The 16,988-nt window shown below is 44.1% G+C and carries 17 protein-coding genes and 5 tRNA genes; 15 read left to right on the top strand and 7 right to left on the bottom strand.

Going from position 1 to position 16,988, the window contains the following annotated elements:
* Nucleotides 1-30: 30 nt before the first annotated feature.
* Together ruvX and FTU45_RS05425 are read right to left on the bottom strand one after the other, a co-directional pair.
* Complete coding sequence (gene ruvX / locus FTU45_RS05420; RefSeq protein ID WP_100329418.1) at nucleotides 31-474, bottom strand: Holliday junction resolvase RuvX; 444 nt, start codon at nucleotides 472-474, stop codon at nucleotides 31-33.
* A complete protein-coding gene (locus FTU45_RS05425) occupies nucleotides 467-1,021 on the bottom strand; it encodes a YqgE/AlgH family protein (RefSeq protein WP_100329417.1) in 555 nt (184 codons plus the stop codon). The genes ruvX and FTU45_RS05425 overlap by 8 nt, the downstream gene beginning before the upstream one ends.
* A gap of 663 nt (nucleotides 1,022-1,684) precedes the next feature.
* Between FTU45_RS05425 and FTU45_RS05430 the strand changes: the two genes are divergently transcribed.
* Genes FTU45_RS05430 through FTU45_RS05445 form a run of 4 tightly spaced genes read left to right on the top strand, consistent with a single transcriptional unit; the run spans nucleotide 1,685 to nucleotide 5,115 of the window.
* Nucleotides 1,685-3,043, top strand: a complete 1,359-nt coding sequence (locus tag FTU45_RS05430; RefSeq protein ID WP_180037278.1) for a COG3014 family protein — start codon at nucleotides 1,685-1,687, stop codon at nucleotides 3,041-3,043.
* Between the two features lie 19 nt (nucleotides 3,044-3,062).
* Nucleotides 3,063-3,464, top strand: coding sequence for a YcfL family protein (locus tag FTU45_RS05435; protein WP_005248406.1), 402 nt, complete (start codon nucleotides 3,063-3,065; stop codon nucleotides 3,462-3,464).
* A 12-nt stretch (nucleotides 3,465-3,476) separates the two neighbouring features.
* Complete coding sequence (lpoB, locus tag FTU45_RS05440) at nucleotides 3,477-4,076, top strand: penicillin-binding protein activator LpoB (protein ID WP_005108476.1); 600 nt, start codon at nucleotides 3,477-3,479, stop codon at nucleotides 4,074-4,076.
* A gap of 52 nt (nucleotides 4,077-4,128) precedes the next feature.
* On the top strand, nucleotides 4,129-5,115 hold the full coding sequence (locus tag FTU45_RS05445; RefSeq protein WP_005108477.1) for a CsgG/HfaB family protein: 987 nt from the start codon (nucleotides 4,129-4,131) through the stop codon (nucleotides 5,113-5,115).
* 86 nt (nucleotides 5,116-5,201) lie between these two features.
* Here FTU45_RS05445 and recN read toward each other — a convergent pair whose 3' ends face one another.
* Nucleotides 5,202-6,863 (bottom strand): DNA repair protein RecN, encoded by a 1,662-nt coding sequence (recN, locus tag FTU45_RS05450; RefSeq protein ID WP_180076075.1) that lies wholly within the window; start codon nucleotides 6,861-6,863, stop codon nucleotides 5,202-5,204.
* A 414-nt stretch (nucleotides 6,864-7,277) separates the two neighbouring features.
* Between recN and FTU45_RS05455 the strand changes: the two genes are divergently transcribed.
* The 3 genes from FTU45_RS05455 to FTU45_RS05465 all read left to right on the top strand — a co-directional run bounded on the left by FTU45_RS05455 (nucleotide 7,278) and on the right by FTU45_RS05465 (nucleotide 9,417).
* Nucleotides 7,278-7,601, top strand: a complete 324-nt coding sequence (locus tag FTU45_RS05455; protein ID WP_004281089.1) for a pyrimidine/purine nucleoside phosphorylase — start codon at nucleotides 7,278-7,280, stop codon at nucleotides 7,599-7,601.
* A gap of 136 nt (nucleotides 7,602-7,737) precedes the next feature.
* Nucleotides 7,738-8,487, top strand: a complete 750-nt coding sequence (rlmB, locus tag FTU45_RS05460) for a 23S rRNA (guanosine(2251)-2'-O)-methyltransferase RlmB (RefSeq protein WP_180076076.1) — start codon at nucleotides 7,738-7,740, stop codon at nucleotides 8,485-8,487.
* 6 nt (nucleotides 8,488-8,493) lie between these two features.
* On the top strand, nucleotides 8,494-9,417 hold the full coding sequence (locus FTU45_RS05465) for a DMT family transporter (RefSeq protein ID WP_005094400.1): 924 nt from the start codon (nucleotides 8,494-8,496) through the stop codon (nucleotides 9,415-9,417).
* A gap of 21 nt (nucleotides 9,418-9,438) precedes the next feature.
* On the opposite strand, the gene coaE is transcribed toward FTU45_RS05465, so the two are convergent.
* The 4 genes from coaE to pilB are packed head-to-tail and all read right to left on the bottom strand — an operon-like array spanning nucleotide 9,439 to nucleotide 13,873.
* Complete coding sequence (coaE, locus tag FTU45_RS05470; protein WP_180076077.1) at nucleotides 9,439-10,038, bottom strand: dephospho-CoA kinase; 600 nt, start codon at nucleotides 10,036-10,038, stop codon at nucleotides 9,439-9,441.
* A gap of 1 nt (nucleotide 10,039) precedes the next feature.
* Nucleotides 10,040-10,900, bottom strand: coding sequence for an A24 family peptidase (locus tag FTU45_RS05475; RefSeq protein ID WP_180076078.1), 861 nt, complete (start codon nucleotides 10,898-10,900; stop codon nucleotides 10,040-10,042).
* Nucleotides 10,900-12,129, bottom strand: coding sequence for a type II secretion system F family protein (locus FTU45_RS05480; protein ID WP_159138537.1), 1,230 nt, complete (start codon nucleotides 12,127-12,129; stop codon nucleotides 10,900-10,902). The genes FTU45_RS05475 and FTU45_RS05480 overlap by 1 nt, the downstream gene beginning before the upstream one ends.
* 31 nt (nucleotides 12,130-12,160) lie before the next feature.
* A complete protein-coding gene (gene pilB / locus FTU45_RS05485) occupies nucleotides 12,161-13,873 on the bottom strand; it encodes a type IV-A pilus assembly ATPase PilB (RefSeq protein ID WP_005094394.1) in 1,713 nt (570 codons plus the stop codon).
* A gap of 277 nt (nucleotides 13,874-14,150) precedes the next feature.
* Here pilB and tpiA point away from each other — a divergent pair, with 277 nt between their 5' ends.
* From tpiA to rimP, 8 genes are all read left to right on the top strand, one after another.
* Entirely contained in the window at nucleotides 14,151-14,942 is a 792-nt protein-coding gene (gene tpiA / locus FTU45_RS05490; RefSeq protein WP_005094392.1) for a triose-phosphate isomerase, read from the top strand.
* A gap of 13 nt (nucleotides 14,943-14,955) precedes the next feature.
* Entirely contained in the window at nucleotides 14,956-15,285 is a 330-nt protein-coding gene (gene secG, locus FTU45_RS05495; RefSeq protein WP_005094388.1) for a preprotein translocase subunit SecG, read from the top strand.
* Nucleotides 15,286-15,338: 53 nt separating this feature from the next.
* Nucleotides 15,339-15,423 (top strand) — tRNA-Leu (locus FTU45_RS05500).
* 54 nt (nucleotides 15,424-15,477) lie between these two features.
* Nucleotides 15,478-15,554: transfer RNA gene (locus FTU45_RS05505), tRNA-Met, on the top strand.
* Nucleotides 15,555-15,634: 80 nt separating this feature from the next.
* Nucleotides 15,635-15,711, top strand: a tRNA-Met gene (locus tag FTU45_RS05510).
* Nucleotides 15,712-15,779: 68 nt separating this feature from the next.
* Nucleotides 15,780-15,856 (top strand) — tRNA-Met (locus FTU45_RS05515).
* A gap of 304 nt (nucleotides 15,857-16,160) precedes the next feature.
* A tRNA-Met gene (locus FTU45_RS05520) sits at nucleotides 16,161-16,237 on the top strand.
* A 223-nt stretch (nucleotides 16,238-16,460) separates the two neighbouring features.
* Nucleotides 16,461-16,985, top strand: a complete 525-nt coding sequence (gene rimP, locus FTU45_RS05525; RefSeq protein WP_005094386.1) for a ribosome maturation factor RimP — start codon at nucleotides 16,461-16,463, stop codon at nucleotides 16,983-16,985.
* Nucleotides 16,986-16,988: the final 3 nt, after the last annotated feature.

The raw sequence follows: 16,988 nt of genomic DNA on the forward strand, positions 1-16,988 counted from the left end.
GGATGCTGATTTTAAAATTTTGCCAGCAGTTTAAGGGGTGATTCCGGCAGGATGGCGATACCAACTTTCAATCAATAAGGCTGCGGCGATACTATCAGCAGAAAGTTTCTTGCCGCGACCTTGCGCCTGATAATGATCCAGCTCATCGCGTGCTTCACGGGTGGTCAGACGCTCATCGACCATCAAAGTTTCAATATTGGTCTGGTGCCGTAAACGGCGCGCAAATTTACGTGCCCGTGTCGAAAGCTCCGATTCACTATCATCCATATTCAGTGGCAAACCGACCAGAAATAGATTCGGTTGATGGCTTTTCACTATTTTGAGCAGTTCATCCCAGTTCGGAATGCCGTCTTTCATGGGAAATAAAGGTAGGGGACTGGCACTTGCAATCAGGGATTGTCCAACAGACATTCCCATTTTTTGTGTACCAAAATCAAACGCCATAATGGTTTGTGGCGTGTTTACATCAGGCATGTCCAATCTCGGAAGATAACCAGTTGCGGTCGACGCCCATCTTTTTATAGGCAGCATCCCAACGGTCGTTATAAGGTAAGTTAAAAATCAGATCCATATCAGAATCACAAATCAGCCAGTCACCGTGGGCAATTTCCTGTTCTAGCTGGTGTTTGCCCCAACTGGCATAGCCGAGTGCGATCTGATAGCGACCTACACCTTCATTATGCGCAATTGCATCCAGAATATCTTTGGAGGTGGTAATGCAGACATTTTCACCCACGGCAATGGAGGAGTGCCAGGTCGGCTGACCGGTATGTAAGACAAAGCCGGCCTCAGGGCGCAAAGGGCCACCTTGCAATACTTCATGCGGATTGACATTATCTGCTTCAATATCCAGATCATTCAGCAATTCTTTAATTTGAATGCCGGCAGGTCGATTGATAATGATGCCTTGGGCACCATCTTCATCATGACGCGCGAGATAAATGACCGTCTGTGCAAAAAAATCATCATTCGCATGCGGTGGTGCAATCAGACAACGATGTGTCAGAAACTGTTTGGTCACCTGAGCAGTTCTCCCAAAGTCAGTATGCTATGCAGTCTGAAAAAGTGAAGCATGGCCTACGGGCCTAATTGTAATCACTCAAACAGCGGCTTTCTTCCTGCTAGTTATCCCATAAAATGCTTAGGCTGACAACTTGGATATGGGGTAAATCAGGCATGAACAGGTTAAGGCCGGTTTTAAAACTCCTTTTAAAAAGACTTTCAGTGATTTTATTTAAATGATGGGAGGTAGTTTTAAGCGTTTTTTATTTATGCTAAAACAGCCAGATAAACCGAGTAAAAACTTACTTAAATTTTAATAAAAAATATTAAATATATTGTGGTGGAATGATGAATAATAACAATAGATCATTCATGGTTAAAAGTAGACTATATATAGTTTCTTGCTTTTAAATAGAATTTATCTGAAAACTAAAGGCAAGTTATTACAATCTCAGCTCATTAATTAAGCTCTAACTATATTTCGATACATAGTTTCTAGTGATTAAAAAATGGTCAATATTAGATAACAAACTATAATATTTGTTTATTTATGTAATAAATTTGCGATATATTGTACAGAATATTTCAATTGTTATACAAAATATACATATTGAAACCATATTGCTTTGTTCGTAGAATGCAGAAATTTTCATCTTTAATTTATTTTTTTAATGGGGTTGTTATGCATCATATTTTAAAAGGGACTTTAATTTCTGCGCTATTTTCTGTGTCGGTCACTTCACAGGCAGCAGTATTTAGTAGTTATAATGAAGAAGGTAGTTTTTTCCGTAGTCATTTGAATAGCGCTTTATCTGAAAACCTCATTACTCAGTTTAAGGACAAAGCTGATTCAAAGGATGGAGTTTTATATTTACTTGAACAAGCCCGCTTATTACAAGTTAACCATCAATATGAAGAAAGCCGAGATTATTATAAGCAAGCCTTTACGCTGTTAGAAAAACAAAAAAATCGGGCCAAAATTAGTGTGTCCCGAATGGGGTTTAAGGCTCTTGCCATGGTCAGCAATGACTCTGTAGTGCCTTATCTGGTACCAGCACATGAGCAGGTGCTGGCGCATATTTCCCAAGCTAAAAACTATATTTTCTTAAAGGATCTGGAAGCTGCTGCGGTAGAAATGCGCGTGGCTCAGGGCCTCCAGCGTGAAATCGAATTGGCACACCAAAAAGAACTAGAAAAGAAAAAAGACAAAGTAGCTAAAAACACGGAAGCAGAGAAGAATCTGAGTGTGCTGGATGAAGCTTTTGTCGGTCTGGACCCCATAGCCGGCAAGATTAAGAACAGCTATCAGAATGCCTACGCTTTTTATATGGCAGCCAATTTATGGGAAACCTTGGGTGAATACAATGATGCCTTGGTTGATTATAAGAAAGCTTATGAGTTACAACCAGATAAGCAAATTTCCGAAGACGTGAAACGTCTGGATCAACTGGTCACACAGCATAAAAAGGGCAGTGTTCCGGTGATTGTATTTATCGAACAGGGAATTGTACCGCAAAAGGTGGAAAATAAAATTGATGTCCCTACACCGGGCGGTTTAATCAATATTGCTTTTGCGACCTATGAACCAAGTACCTATGTGATACCAACTAGCCTGAAAGTGAAAGTCAATAATAAAGCTTTACAAGACAGTTATGTGATTAGTGATATTGGTGCTTTGGCCGTCAAGGACCTCAAAGAAAAAATTATGGCGAATGTGAGCAGTCAGGTGCTGCGCGCCACTGCAAAATATGCCGCACAAAAAGAACTTGGTAACCAGTTTGGTGTGTTTGGTCAACTTGCCGGTAACGTCTTAAATATGGCGACTGAGCGTGCTGACTTGCGTGGCTGGAGTACCTTGCCGAGTAATGCCCAGATTGCGCGCTTAAATTTAACGCCGGGCAAACATAATTTACAACTTTCTAGCGGGAGTGTATCTAGCTCTCCGGTCACCCTAGATGTGAAAGCCAATCAAACAGTGTTTGTCTATGCCCATCATGTTAATGACAAAATTACGGCTAGTGTAAGCACCATTCCACATTAATCATAAATAAGGGAACAATATGAAACGTCAATTTAGCTTTGCTGTACTTGGTTTAGGGGCGCTGTTCATGGTGGGTTGTACCGCACCGAATGCCTTATCTACCCAAACCAATGCCAATAATGAAATGAGTATCCGCACCATTACCAATAATCCGGTATTAACTACGGAAGTCTTTGTGGAACGTGTGAATATGAGCTTGGTTGGTGATTTAAAGCGTGCTTCAATCGCGATCAAAAACCGCCGTTTTAACAATAAAGATTTTAGCTACAAGATTGTTTGGGTGGATGCACAAGGTGTGGAAGTTAATCCTGAAGGTGCCATCTGGAAGCCGATCCAGTTAACCGGACGTGAAACCAAAGGTGTGCAGTCCTTGGCGCCAAATCCATCTGCTGTTGATGTTGTTGTGTATTTGAAAAAATAAGAGAGACTTGAAATGAACGCAAAATTGATTTTCGCCGCATTGGCAACTACGACACTGCTTAGTGGCTGTGCCTCTACTGGTTCAGTAAGTTATGGTGATGCCCAAGCAGTCGAAACCTTAACCACAGACTTTGGTTCAACTGACTTGCAAATGATTGCAGCCAAAATGGTGGATGACATGTTGATGTTCCCGCCAGTGGTGCAAATGACCCAAAACCGCCGTCCGGTCATTGTCCTTGATCGGATTCATAACAAAACCCAGGAACATATCGATACCGAATCGATTACTGACAGTATTCAGAACAAACTAATCAATTCTGGAAAATTTCGTTTTGTTGATATGAAATCGGTGAATGCGGTGGCACAGCAGCTAGCTTATCAAAAGCAGAGCGGTATGGTGAACCAGTCAACAGCAGTACGTGCCGGTGGTCATATTGGTGCCGAATTTATGCTAAATGGCAACTTGTCGAGTATTGTGAAGAATGCCGGTGGCAAGAGTGATGTGTATTACAAGTTCACTTTTAAATTGCAAAACCTGCAAACTGGTATCGTAGAGTGGACTGGCGAGAAAGAAATCCGTAAGGCAGGCAAACGCTCGACTTTTGGTCTGTAATTTCAATGAAGGTCACTGTGCTTTTGGCACAGTGACTGTAGAAGAATATAATATGAAAAAAATATTACTTGCAGGCCTGTTGTCTGGATTGTTGAGCGCTCCGGCCTTTGCAGCCATTAAAGAAGTGGTTAAAGAAGCCAGTGGAAGTGGTCCAACTCAACACCAGGCGATTTCTGAAGCCTTATTAATTGCTGTGCAATCGGTAAATGGTGCTTCAGTTTCTTCCCAAATGAATTATGAAGAGACTGTTTCTGTATCGGTGAATAATCAGGGCTGGAGTTATAACGGTAAAGTTTCACCAGTTTTTAGTGTGGCAAATCAAGGTTCAGGTTCAGTGACCAAGTTTCAGGTGCTGAGTGTGACGGGTGCAAAAAATAATTACCGTGCCAAAGTTCGCGCACATGTGGTGAAGTTTGAATCGACTGTACAAGACCAGCATTTGCGCAGGATTGCAGTATTGCCATTCCAGATGGCCGAGAAAAATAACCGACTGGCCAATGACACATCTGCCTATGAGTTTAGTCAGGAATTATCCGATACTTTAGGAAATTATCTGGCTCAAAGCGGACAGTTGAGTGTGGTAGATCGTCATTATCTGGATGAAATGCAGTCTGAAAATGCATTCCTGTATTGGGATGGTGCACCGCATGAGCTGGCGCGTATCGGTCAGAAAGTTGGAGCAGACTATTTACTGGTGGGACGAATTAATGATCTGTCTAGTGCCAGCCATCAGCAAATGTATGGTTTGAATGCCGGCGCTGAACAAGTGCGTTTAAGCTGGCGTGTCATTGAAGCCAATACCAGTAAAGTGGTAGCAGCGGGCACTTTCAATCGAACTCTGTCTAATTTAATGACACAGAATATTCTGACCAATAGTTTAAATGACAGTACGGCGGATAAAATTGCTCAGGGCTTAAACCCGGAAATTTTACAGGGCTTAAAATTACAGCCTGTACAGTCGCAGACTGGTCAATCTTATGATTCATCACCGGGCTATGAAATGACGCCAGGTTCAAGCGATCAACCTGTAAAATGGTAAGTTAATATTAGTTCGAATGATTTTTAACACATAAAAAATCTCTGACCTAAATGCAGGGATTTTTTATGTGTCGCTTTACAAGTAGCTCAAGCCTGCTGAAATTTCAGCTGACGTAACTGGCGGGCATGTTGCAAGGTGGTTTCACTAATCTCTACACCGCCTGTCATTCTTGCAAGCTCCTGAATAATTTCATTTTCCTCAAGGTCAATGATTGTGCTGCTGGCAGGATCAGTCTGCTGTTTTTTTACCAGTAGATGCTGATCAGATTGTGCTGCCACTTGTGCCTGATGGGTAATACACAGAATCTGTACATGCTGGGCCAGATCGGCCAGTAAACGCCCGACAATCTCTGCGGTACCACCACTAATCCCGACATCAATTTCATCAAAGACCAGCACTTCAGCTTCGGTTTTTTCCGCATTCATGACTTGCATCACTAGCGCAATACGCGAGAGTTCACCGCCTGATGCAACCCGGGCCAAAGGCTGTGCCGGAATGCCTTTATTGGCAGTAAACAGCAATTGAATAAAGCTGAGACCTTCACTAGAGGGATGCTCCAAAGGCTCAAACTTAAACTCAAAATGTGCTTCAGGCAATGCCAGTTGTTTGACCTGCTCAGTGAGCTGCTTGGCCAACGGTGCTGCGGCTTCACGGCGAATCTGATCCAGATGTTGGGCTTTATCCAGAAACTCCTGATAAGAAACCGCGACCTGTTCAGCCAGTGTTTCCGGATCTTCCAGTTGATGCAGCTGTTCTAATTCGGTTTGCCAGGCTTCATATTCTTCTTTGAGTAATTCTGGCTGGGTACGATATTTACGTGCCAGACGATGGAAGATTTCTAAAGTCGAATTTAGTACTTCCATGCGTTCCGGATCAAAACTCTGCCGATCCATAAACTGGCGTAAATTCGCTGCTGCATCTTCAAGTTCGCTTTGGGCATTCAGCAGGGAGGTGTAAATTCCGGAAAGCTGTTCGCTACGACCGGCATGTGATTCCATGCGACGTAGAATGGAAGCCAGTTCTTGGGAAATATTCTGTTCGCCTTCATCCAGACTATTCAGGCTATAGACACAGTCCTGCATGATCGCTTCATGATGGGAAAGCCGGTCAAATTCCTGTTCAATCTCCTGATAATCCGTCTGAACAATGTCTTCCAGTTCTTCTAGCTGCAGTTCCAAGGTTTCCATGCGTTGCTTACGGGTCGCTTGTGCATCTAGCGCTGCCTGATGCTGACGAATATTTTTCTGCCAGGTACTGTAAGCATCCCGTACCGCTTGCGCCGGCGCATAAAAATGATAATAACGATCCAGCCAATGCTTCGGATAAGGGGGTTCGAGTAGTTGCTGCTGGCTATGCTGGCTATAAAGTTGAACCAGCAGACGCCCAATTTCTTTCAACTCTGACAGGCTGCTCGGGCGTCCATTGATCCAGGCCTTGCTGCGGCCGGTAGCAAAAATTACCCGTCGTAAATGAATTTCACCTGATTCATCATCCAGCTCATGCTCTTTCAACCAGGCTGCTTCAGGACTGTGTTCCTGATAGCTGAAGCTGGCGGTGACATCCGCCTTTTCCGTACCATAACGCACATAATTGGTATCGGTTCGCTCACCCAGACAGGCAGACAAGGCATCTAACAAGAGGGATTTACCTGCACCGGTTTCACCGGTTAAAACGTTAAAACCTTTATCAATATCAATAGCAAGGTGCTCAGCTAAAGCAAAATTGATCAGAGTTAAATGTGTCAGCATAAACGCATCCGGGCTGCGAAAAGTTTGAGTGAAATAGCCTGATGTTGGATTGGGGTCACAACACGGCTGTGATTATAAATCAGGATGAATCAATTTCATTCTATCTTAAATTTTAGCGATTCATATATGCTTATTTCACTGTATTTTCGAAAGAAGCTGACTCAAAAGCCGGCAAATTCACTGCTTGTTTTCATAGTTTTGACATTGTCAAAGTTTAAGCTAGAAACCAAATCTGGCGGGCTGAATATACCATCAAGCCAGTAAACAAGCGGCCAGAATACCCCTTTCGCAACAGGCATTCAGGCGAGATAGAATATTTCACCGCTGCGGACAAACTTCGATTGATTAGTTGAGAGTGCACATTTAAACTACAGCAATCAAAATATTACAAAATGCTTTATCTGGAGAAATCGCATGTCAGCTCAGTTTGATCATGTATCTGTACTTAAAAAATCAAATGTATATTTCGGCGGTTTATGTATCAGCCATATTGTTCAATTTGAAGATGGCACCAAAAAGACTTTGGGGGTCATTTTACCATCAGAAAATGCCTTAACCTTTGAAACGCATGTGCCTGAGCGCATGGAAATTGTTTCAGGTGAATGTCGTGTTCAGATCGGAGATAGCGAAGAAAGTGAGCTGTTCCGTGCAGGCCAGTCCTTCTATGTGCCGGGTAATAGCCGTTTTAAAATCGAAACCGATGATGTGCTGGACTATGTCTGCCATTTTGAAGGTTAAGTACAGCGCAAGATCAGTGCAAACCGGGCAAGAAATTTCAGTGCGAATCGGTTAAACTAATCATTCTATAGAAATCCTGTGAAGTCAGCTTTACGGGATTTTTCTTTTATATATAAATTTAATTTAGAGGTCGTTCATGGCAAAACCTGAATATTTTTATGGCGTACATTCAGTGGAGTCATTGTTAGAGCTTGAGCCTGAACGTGTCTTGACATTATTCACTCTCAAAGGACGCGATGATCAGCGTTTAAAACGTGTACTGGAACTGGCTGAACCGTTTGGCATCAGTGTGCAGCAAGCCAGCCGTGACAAACTGGAAAAATTGGCCGGTCAACCCTTTCATCAGGGTGTTGTAGCAGCCGTTCGTGCCCATCCGGTCTTGAATGAAAAAGATCTTGAGACATTATTGAGTACAAATCCGCAAGCCTTGTTATTGGCCCTTGATCATATTACCGATCCACACAACCTCGGCGCATGTGTGCGTACCGCCGCTGCGATGGGTGTTGAGGCGGTGATTGCACCACGTGATCGTTCTGCAAGCTTGACTCCGACTGCACGTAAAGTGGCTGCCGGTGGTGCTGACAAAGTCAAATTTATTCAGGTGACCAATCTGGCGCGTACTTTGGGTCAAATCAAAGAAGATTTTAATGTTCGAGTTGTCGGAACTATGCTGGATGAAAAAGCGCTGCCGATCCAGAATTTTGATTTCACCGGTACCGGGGTTTGTGTAGTGATGGGCGCGGAAGATACCGGCTTACGTCCAATTACGCAAAGCCAATGTGATCAGACCGTGTATATTCCGATGGCAGGTAATCTGCAAAGTCTGAATGTCAGTGTGGCTACAGGTATGGCACTGTATGAAGCCTGCCGTCAGCGTAACCTTTAATTGATGATGGCATTGTCAGACCGTACGCAAGGCTATGTCTTTCTACTGACGACTATGTGTATCTGGGGCGGTTTTACTTTAACCGCCCGTCTGAATGCGCTTTGGAACATCAGTGCCTGGGATATCGTGGCTCTGCGGTTTTCTCTGGCTTTTCTGATTCTGATGCCGATCTTGCTCTATCGCAAGGAGGCGGCTTTTTTACTGAAAAAAGAACCCTTTATTCTGGCCATGATTGGCGGAGTAATTTACTGTCTGTTTGCCTATAGCGCCTTTCATTATGCGCCTACCGCCCATGCCGCGATTTTCTTGAATGGCTGTATTCCGATTTGTACTGCCATCATGGCTTTTTTCCTGATGGGGCAGGCTTTTGATAAGCATACCTGGGCCAGCCTGATTATTATGATTGCGGTGCTCTGTATCATGAGTCTGTTGATGTATCAGGAAACCGGAGTGGCATTCGGGGCAGGGGATGGGCTGTTTTTTATCAGTGCAATACTCTGGGCAATTTTTACCGTGTTATTGCGGAAATATCAGTTAACTGCATGGCAGGCAATGAGCGGTGTCGCGATCTGGTCAGCAGTGGTTTACGTACCTGTTTATCTACTGTTTTTACCCAAAAATTTGAGTGTGCCAGAACCCCAGCATTTATTGTTTCAAACCATCTTTCATGGGGTTTTTGTGGTAATTATTGCCACTTTAAGCTATGTCGAAGCAATCAAGCGTCTTGGTGCATTTAAAGCCGGTAGCATTACCAATCTTGCACCATTTATTGCTGCGATTCTGGCGGTGCCTTTATTAAATGAAGCGCTGAGCCTGGCGATGATTTGTGGCTTGGTGGGGATGGCAATTGGGGCCTTACAGCCTTGGCGCTGGATTGGCCGTAAAGATAGTTTAGAAGCACAACTTGCAGCACAGAAAAAGCAGTCTTAATCGGACTGCTTTTTTTATACCTCAGGCAGCTGCCATGTTTAAATATTTTTCATGCAATGGGCGGAGATGGGCATAAAGATGATCCAGATGACCATCATTCAGCACAATATCATCAGCCATGGCCTGTTTCTGTTCACGTGGCATTTGTGCGGCAATAATGTTTCGGATTTGCTCAATATTTTGAACATCACGTTGTGAGGCACGTTCAATTTGCAATTCGATTGTGGCATCAATCAGTAAGCGATGCTGAGTGAGCTCATGTTGATTGGTCTCAAACAGGAGCGGTGAAACCAGAATGGCATAGGAACTTTGCGCAGCATCTAACTGCTGAATAATCGAGGTGCGAATTGCTGGATGAGTAATATTTTCCAGGGTTTTACGTGCTTCAGGAGACTGGAAAATATATTCGCGCAAGGCACGACGATTCAGTGAACCATCTTCAAGCAGTACCCAATCCCCAAAAGCCTGCTCAATCTGGGCCAGTGCCGGTTGTCCAATTTCGACCACTTCACGTGCCACCACATCGGCATCGACCACGACAATGCCTTGTGCTTCAAACCATTGACTGGCAGCAGACTTGCCACTACCAATCCCGCCGGTTAATCCAAGTATAAATTTCACTTTATTGACCTAAATACACTTTCATAATCTGCTCACCCCACAGAAAAGCAATCCAGCCGGCAATCGCGATATAGGGACCAAAGGCAAAAGGCTGATTTTCCTTACGGACTTTCAGCAGGATAATCCCGATAATCGCACCCACTAAAGAAGAAAGGAGCACAATTAATGGTAATAGCAAAGGCCCCATCCAGGCACCCAAGGCGGCAAGCAATTTAAAATCGCCATAGCCCATACCTTCCTTGCCAGTGACAATTTTAAAGACATAATACACCACCCACAAACACAGGAAGCCAATGATATAGCCCCAGATGGCAGAACTCGGTGAGGTATAGAGGGCATAACTATTGACGCCCAGACCCAGCGCGGCCAGGGGTAGGGTATAACGGTCCGGCAATAACTGGGTGTCAAAATCAATAAAGGTCAGTGCAATTAAGACATAAGTCAGAATCAGGCCAAATAACATCTGGACAGTCGGACCAAAAACAGCCACCACCATCAGCGCACAGGCCGCGGTCAGAAGCTCAATAAATGGATAGCGGGTACTGATGGGATTTTGACAGTTGCCGCACTTGCCGCGCAAGACCAGCCAGCTGATGACGGGAATATTCTGGTACCAGCGGATTGGCTGATGACATTTGGGGCAAGTCGAATCGGGTTTGCTTAAACTTAATTTGGTCTCATCAATAATTGGCTGTTCCGGATGCAGGAACATTTGGCAATCGGTACGCCATTCCTGCTCCATCATCTTGGGAGTGCGATAAATCACCACATTTAAGAAACTACCAATGCAGAGACTAAAAAGCCCAACTGCGCTATACAGCGCTGTTGGGTTTTGAATGAAATATTGAATAAGATCTTGCATTAAACCACAGAACCCATTTGGAAGATTGGAAGGTACATGGCAATCACCAGACCACCGACAAGTACACCGAGAACAGCCATGATCAAGGGCTCCATCATGGAAGTGAGACCGTCTACGGCATTGTCGACTTCATTTTCATAATGGGTAGCAACTTTATCCAGCATGGCATCTAACGCACCGGATTCCTCACCAATGGCGACCATTTGCACGGCCATAGATGGAAACTTGTTGGTCACCCGCATGGCAAACTGTAATTGCTGACCAGTGGCAACATCTTCGCGGATTTTCATGACGGCATCTTCATACACCACGTTATTGGTTGCGCCAGCAGTGGATTCCAGTGCATCAATCAAGGGTACACCGGCTGCAAAAGTGGTGGCCAAGGTACGGCTATAACGGGCAATAATCGCTTTATACACCAGATCACCGAAAATCGGTGCTTTAAGTGCTGCTTTATCCAGAAAATCGCGGAATTTTTTACTGCGTTTTTTTGCTTCCAGAAAAGCCGTAATGATGGCCCCAATGGCAATAATGAGCAGGAACCAATATTTTTGCATCCATTCCGACATATTGACTACCATTTTGGTAAAAGCCGGTAAGTCAGCACCAAATGAAGAGAATAAATCCTGGAAAACCGGGACCACTTTTACCATTAGAATAATCGTGACAATCAGCGCGACCACGACCACCGCAGCCGGGTACTTCATGGCTTTTTTAATTTTTTGCTTGAGCAGTTCACTTTTTTCCTTGTAGATCGCGACCCGATCCAGCATGGTTTCTAGCGCACCGGATTGTTCACCCGATTCGACCAGTGAACAAAATAGTTTATCGAAGTATTGCGGGTATTTACGCAGTGCACCGGCAAAGGTATTACCACCTTCCACCTCACCTTTAATCCCCAGAACGACTTCACGCATGGCTGGATTCTCCAGACCCTCTGCAACAATTTCAAAGCCTTGTACTAAAGGTACGCCGGCTTTCATCATGGTCGCGAGCTGTCGGGTGAAAATCGTAATATCCAGTGTGCTGACACGTTTTTTCATTAAGCCTTCGAGAATGTTTTTTTTCTTTTCCCGAATGGTCTTGATACTGATGCCCTGTTTTCTGAGCGTCACTTTGGCCAGTGCCATGTTGCGCGCCGGCAATTCCCCCTTGATCTTTACCCCTTTACGATCAATTCCTTCATAGCTGAAGATCGGCATCATCTGGCCTTTCTTTACTGCTGCCATACCTTTATCCTTATTTTAGATCAGCGCACGATCATTCGCTGGTGACACGATTGACTTCCTGTAAAGAAGTCACCCCCTGCATCACCTTGATTAAACCTGATCGGCGTAAATTGTTAAAACCTGCACGGGCAGAAGCATCGGCAATTTCAAGTGCATTGCCATCTTCCATAATAATTCTAGAAATTTCAGGCGTCACTTTCATGACTTCATAAACACCTACACGACCCTTATAGCCTTCGCGACACTCATTGCAACCCACCGGCTCATAGATCTGGAACTCTGGTTGCTGGAGATCTGCTTCGGTAAAGCCCATTTCCAATAAACTCTGCTGTGGAATGTCGGCAGGTTTTTTACATTGTGAACACAGGCGACGTGCCAGTCGTTGTGCAATAACCAGATTCACTGAAGTGGCAATATTAAAAGACGGCACGCCCATATTGCGTAAACGGGTCAGGGTCTCAGGCGCACTGTTGGTATGCAGCGTTGACATCACCATATGACCGGTCTGTGCCGCTTTAATGGCAATTTCTGCAGTTTCCAGATCCCGGATCTCACCGACCATCACGATATCTGGATCTTGGCGTAAGAATGACTTCAAGGCAGCAGAGAAGGTCAGGCCGACTTTATTGTTGACGTTGACCTGGTTAATTCCTTGCAGGTTGATCTCGACCGGATCTTCCGCGGTGGAAATATTGGTATCTTCACGATTCAGGATGTTCAAACCGGTATAAAGTGAAACCGTTTTACCAGAACCCGTTGGCCCGGTAATCAGCAGCATGCCTTGCGGTTTATCCAGCGCCTGCATAAACAGTTCTTTTTGTTCCGGTTCATAACCGAGTGCATCGATCCCCAGCATCGCGCTAGATGGATCTAGAATACGCAGTACCAGTTTTTCGCCAAACAGGGTCGGTAATGAGTTGACACGGAAATCAATGGCTTTGTTCTTTGAGAGTTTCAGCTTGATACGGCCATCCTGAGGAACACGTTTTTCAGAAATGTCCATTTGCGACATGACTTTTAAACGTGAAGACAGGCGGGTTGCCAACTGCAGCGGCGGTGTTGCAATTTGGCGTAATACCCCATCGACCCGATAACGAACCCGGTAGATTTTTTCATAAGGTTCAAAATGCAGATCCGAAGCACCCATACGAATCGCATCGATTAATAATTTATTGATATATTTGACAATCGGTGCTTCTTCTTCACCTTTGTCTTTTTCATCTTCTTCTTTACTCGGATCAGATGAATCGAAATCTACATCCAGATCAAAGTCTTCATCAAACTCAAAAGTGCTTTCTTCGGTAAAATTCTGCTCGATCAGTTTTTCCAGTTTATTGTGTTCAACAATAATGGTTTCAATATTGAGCTTGGTTGAAAAGCGAACGGCATCAATCGCTTCAATATTGGTCGGATTACTGATAGCAATATATAAAATACTGGAATTTTTAAAAATTGGCAGGATGCGATGCTTGGTAATCAGCTTCTCATCAATGATATCCCGCAAAATTTGCGCAGGATCATAGGCACTGATATCAAACAGCGGCTCACCAAATTCGACTGAAATCGTTTCAGCAATAACGGTTGGGGAGAGCTGTTGCTGGTTAATCAGCTCCGCCACAATATCTATTTTTTCTTGCTTGGCATGTGCTAAAGCACTGCGCATATCTTCAGCCGAGATGACGCCTTCCTCGACCAAACGACGAATAAATCCGGTAAATCTTGGCGACCCCTGTAATGCTGTCATGCTATAAATGCCTATAAATCAAATTTTTTTAATTGCTATATTAAAATTATACGTTTGTTACGTAAAAATACCATAGCTAAGAGTGCTGCTACCTTCCTCATATCCAGTAAAACTTTGAACTGGTTAGAAGAAGTTCCCATTTTTTTAAGTGATAACAAAAAACAACCATTTTGAATAGTCTAAACCTAGAATAAGTGATAAGAAAACTATTCTTTAAATTTTCCAATTCCGTGTAGAATGTGCCCAATTCGAAATATGTAAATAAAATAGGTTAATTATGTCAGTTTCGACGATTACCCCTTGGGTAATAGGTAACTGGAAAATGAATCCGCTGCAGGCAGATGCATTAACACTGGTGCACGGTATTAAAAATTTACTGGAAACTGCACCAATCGCCGCAGATAAATGTCATATCGGTGTAGCCCCGATTGCTCTTGCCCTGACCCAGATTCAGGCGGAACTGTCATCTGCGACTCGTCCTGTTTACACTGTAGCACAAGATGTTTCACGCATTTCAGGAACGGGTGCTTATACCGGTGAAGTGAGCGCTGAATTATTGCAAGACAGCCAGATTCATTATGTACTGATTGGTCATTCTGAGCGTCGTGAAGTTTTCGCAGAAAACGCAGAAGTTCTGAATGCCAAAATCAAGCATGCATTAACTGCCGGTTTAACGGTGATTTACTGCGTGGGTGAAAGCCTGGAACAACGTGAAGCAGGGCAGGCTGAAGCGGTCGTATTGCAACAGATTTGTGATATTGCAGCGGTAGTGGACGCTGAGCAATGGAAAAATATCGTGATTGCTTATGAGCCGATCTGGGCAATTGGTACCGGTAAAACCGCCTCTCCTGAAGATGCACAAGCCATGCATGCACAAATCCGTCAAGGTTTGAGCCAGATCACCGGCTATGGTGCAACCATGGCGATTTTATATGGTGGTAGTGTCAAGCCGGAAAATGCAGTAGAGTTAGCAGCCTGCCCGGATATCAATGGAGCACTGGTCGGTGGTGCATCACTCAATGCTGAGTCGTTCCATAAAATTGCTCACGCATTTGCAAATACACAATAATTAGGAGTTCAGCATGCAAACTTTTGTGCTGGTAGTACATATTATCTTAGCTGTTTTGATGATTGTCTTGATTTTGGTTCAGCATGGTAAAGGTGCAGATGCTGGTGCCTCTTTCGGTGGCGGTGGTGCGGCGACAGTATTCGGGGCATCGGGTTCCGGCAATTTTATGACCCGTTTGACTGCTATTTTAACGGCGCTATTTTTTGTGACCAGTTTGACTCTGGCTGTTTTGGCCAAGAAAGACAGCACAAATGCCTATAGTTTGGGAACGGTTCAATCTGCGCCGACCATGCCTGTGCAATCGAATGAAACTTCACCAACTGCACCAGAAACGACCGAATAGTTTTAATTAGTCCTTTCTTTTTTCCAGTGATGCGACTAGAATGCGTCACAGCTGCGGTGGTGGTGGAATTGGTAGACACGCTACCTTGAGGTGGTAGTGCTTTCGGGCGTGGGGGTTCAAGTCCCCCCTTCCGCACCAACTTATAATCCAGAAATTTAAGTTGGTGTATGCAGCTGAAAAAACTTCTGTTGATGCGGGATGGAGCAGTCTGGTAGCTCGTCGGGCTCATAACCCGAAGGTCGTTGGTTCAAATCCAGCTCCCGCTACCAATCAATCCTTTTTAAAGACGCAAACTTTTAAGAGGCAGTTTAATAAGTTATTAAGCTGAGAAATATAATTTGCATGTTGTTGCGGGATGGAGCAGTCTGGTAGCTCGTCGGGCTCATAACCCGAAGGTCGTTGGTTCAAATCCAGCTCCCGCTACCAATCTTTTAAAGATGCAAACTTTAAAAGCAGTTTAAGTTTTTTTAAGCTGAATGTTATTTGTACGCTGATGCGGGATGGAGCAGTCTGGTAGCTCGTCGGGCTCATAACCCGAAGGTCGTTGGTTCAAATCCAGCTCCCGCTACCATTTAAATAGTTTGGTAAACGTTATTTATAGATTTAGTTGATTGCTTGTCGGGCTCAACTCTCTATAAGCTAGCGAAGGTCGTTGGTTCAAATCCAGCTCCCGCTACCATTTAAATGGTTTGGTAAACGTTATTTATAGATTTAGTTGATTGCTTGTCGGGCTCAACTCTCTATAAACTGGCGAAGGTTGTTGGTTTACATCCAGCACCCACTACCATTTTTTCAGTCACAAATGACAAATATGCAGAATGATGCAGTTTTGATTGAAAAGCTCTCATCTTTTGTATATAATTTTTGCACGTTGATGCGGGATGGAGCAGTCTGGTAGCTCGTCGGGCTCATAACCCGAAGGTCGTTGGTTCAAATCCAGCTCCCGCTACCAAGTTTCTAAAAAGAGGCTCACAACAAGGTGGGCCTTTTTGCACAGTGGGATTTGAAAAAAAATCGCTATTGTGCTTAATTGGGGCGATTTACGCCCTTTTTTATTGGCTATCGTGTAGTGTCGACATTATTTGGTCACGTCTCCATGTTTCACTACTACTATAGTTTGTATTGGTTTGTAGTGGTCAAATAGATCATAAAATCGCACCAGATGACGAGAGTAAATGAAGCTATCAAATAAAACTCAAGCACTTCAGGACTTGATTGCACCGGCAGTTGAAGCCTGTAATGTAAACCTTTGGGGGATTGAGTTCCTGCCACAGGGTAAACGTTCGTTATTACGTATCTACATCGACAAACCGGTCGATGCAAGCGCTGAACCGGCCGTTAATGAAGACGGTGAAGAGGAACAGGGGCGTGGTATTGGTGTTCAGGATTGTGTGCGTGTAACGCAGCAAGTCGGCGCCATGCTGGATGTTCATGATCCGATCTCGGGTGAATATTCACTTGAAGTGTCTTCTCCAGGCTGGGATCGTCCATTCTTCCAGCTCGAACAGATGTCAGGCTATATTGGTCATAGCGTAGCATTACGTCTGATTAGTGCAGTAGATAACCGTCGTAAATTCCAGGCCAAACTGGTTGCAGTCGACCTAGACAATGAAATGATTCAAGTTGAAGTAGAAAAGCAACAGGTATTGGAGATCGACAGTCACAATATCGATAAAGCAAATTTGGTCTTCCAAGATTAATTG

Source organism: Acinetobacter sp. YH12106, from assembly GCF_013418995.1.
Taxonomy (GTDB): domain Bacteria; phylum Pseudomonadota; class Gammaproteobacteria; order Pseudomonadales; family Moraxellaceae; genus Acinetobacter; species Acinetobacter pseudolwoffii.